General features: G+C 59.5%; 3 protein-coding genes and 1 pseudogene. 2 read left to right on the top strand and 2 right to left on the bottom strand.

Translation table 11 applies throughout. The annotated features are described in order from the left end of the window. A partial coding sequence (locus VQ045_RS21600) for a BLUF domain-containing protein (protein WP_331831588.1) occupies window positions 1-519 on the top strand: 519 nt, incomplete at its 5' end. Between the two features lie 32 nt (window positions 520-551). Here the strand turns inward: VQ045_RS21600 and VQ045_RS22145 are convergent. Then, window positions 552-680, bottom strand: a pseudogene (locus VQ045_RS22145) (IS481 family transposase); the annotation flags it as partial. A gap of 309 nt (window positions 681-989) precedes the next feature. On the opposite strand from VQ045_RS22145, the gene VQ045_RS21595 reads away from it, so the two are divergent. Continuing rightward, a complete protein-coding gene (locus VQ045_RS21595) occupies window positions 990-1,427 on the top strand; it encodes a PA2169 family four-helix-bundle protein (RefSeq protein ID WP_327624667.1) in 438 nt (145 codons plus the stop codon). Here the strand turns inward: VQ045_RS21595 and VQ045_RS22140 are convergent. Beyond that, window positions 1,378-1,695, bottom strand: a complete 318-nt coding sequence (locus VQ045_RS22140; RefSeq protein ID WP_442873098.1) for a DUF6538 domain-containing protein — start codon at window positions 1,693-1,695, stop codon at window positions 1,378-1,380. The genes VQ045_RS21595 and VQ045_RS22140 overlap by 50 nt on opposite strands. Between the last annotated feature and the right edge of the window lie 155 nt (window positions 1,696-1,850).

Raw genomic sequence — 1,850 nt, 5'->3', positions numbered from 1 at the left:
CCGCGGTTTGCTTTCGTCCACATCGCTTCCATGCCCTCGTCGAATCAAATCAACAGCATGGAATCACAAACGATTCATATCATTCAACTTCTTTGTGGACCGACACTTAGCCCAGCGGATCTCGAGGCGATCCTGGCGAAGAGCCGAAGCTACAATCCGCTTCACGACATTTCGGGGATGTTGCTGTTCGCCAGCGGCAGGGACGGCCGGCGCGGCAGCTTCATGCAGCTTCTCGAGGGCGACCGTGGCGCGATCGAAACCCTGCGCACGACGATCTTTGCCGATCCGCGTCATCACACCAAGATCGTCATCGAAGAGGGCGAGAAACCCGAACGCGACTTCGCCGACTGGTCGATGGCCTTCCAGAACGCCACAGCCGAAAGCCTCGCCGGGTATCCGGCCTTTGCGGATCTGGGGAGCGATCATTTCCACGCGCGTTGCCAAGCCGGCGAGGCCCATCGCTCCCTCGAGTTTCTCAAGGATTTCTGGGCAACCGAGCCGCGCGAAGACGGCCGCTGATTTCACTGGCGACCGCTTCCTATTCGGGACTTGCGGTCCGGGCGGCCTCTACGCGCAGCAAGACCATGCCGATCCACGACCGCATGCACGGTACTCGTGGCCGGGATGCGCACGTCGCCGGCAAGCTTCCTGATCAGAAGCTCCGGGATATTGCGGGCGCCCCCTGCGCGGCTTGTCCTTCAACTCGTGGCGCCACCACGGGGGAGGTCAAGAATCTGCTCCGCGAACCGGAAGCGAAAGCACGCCAGAAACGGGATGCTGTCTCCCGTCGATTTCGAACGGCAGTAGGAAATCTAACCCGAGGGCGTCCACGAAAACCGGGGCTATTCAGGACTATTCAGCGCGCAGTTCCAGGCGAGCCGGTCCTCCTTGCCTCTCTCTACCAGCCTCCCCCATCACGCAAACGGGATCGTTCCGTCTACTTAATCGTTCACGTAATCGAACTGAAAAAAGATCCAAGGAGTATGGTAGTGACCAACGCAATTTCGACGATCGAGACACTCACCGATACCGCTGTAGACAGCGCGTTGGGGTATGAGACGGCTGCTGAGAAGGCGAAGAACCCGGGACTGAAACAGACCTTGCACGAGCAGGCGGCTAAACGCCGTGAGACTGTGCGTATGCTGAACGACGAGATTGTTCGTCTCGGTGGCAATAGACATGAAAACGGCAGCACCATGGGGGCCGCACACCGTGCCTTCACTAGCTTGGCCGACGCGTTCCAAGACAGCAACAAATCGGCGGCAGAGCGGGTGGAGGAAGGCGAAGATTACATCGCGAAGAAGTTTCGGGAGGCGCTCGAACACGCTGAACTCACCCCCGAGACTCGGAGCGTGGTCGAACGCGCGCATGCCGAGATCAGCGCCGGCGAGCGGCTCGCCGACCGGCTTGAAAAGCAGTTTGACTGACATGAGGCTGTCCTAGGAGCCGCACGGGCGAGGGCACATCGCCCTCGCCCGTACACAAACGAGCACCTCCGTCCAACGACCGGGGTGGGCCGTCAGCGGCACGACGAGTTTCGGCGGTCCGGCGGTTGCTAGTTCGAAGCGATCGCCGGATATCGGACCTATCGAGGCGCGGGACCAGATCGACCGGAACCGGTTTGCGAAACCAGAAGACCGAACCGCGCCTCGTGACGAAGGGTGCGAGGGAATCTTGCAAGTAACAAACGCCCACAAAAACGTGACAGGCGCTGTGACAGAAGGTGGAGAATCCGGGCGTCTTAGTGTCGGTCCACAAAGAAGTTGAATGATATGAATCGTTTGTGATTCCATGCTGTTGATTTGATTCGACGAGGGCATGGAAGCGATGTGGACGAAAGCAAACCGCGG

Origin of the sequence: Aurantimonas sp. E1-2-R+4 (assembly GCF_036549515.1) — a bacterium.
GTDB lineage: Bacteria > Pseudomonadota > Alphaproteobacteria > Rhizobiales > Rhizobiaceae > Aurantimonas > Aurantimonas coralicida_A.
Note: the sequence above shows the minus strand (reverse complement) of the source record. Positions and strands in the feature narration are given on the sequence as shown.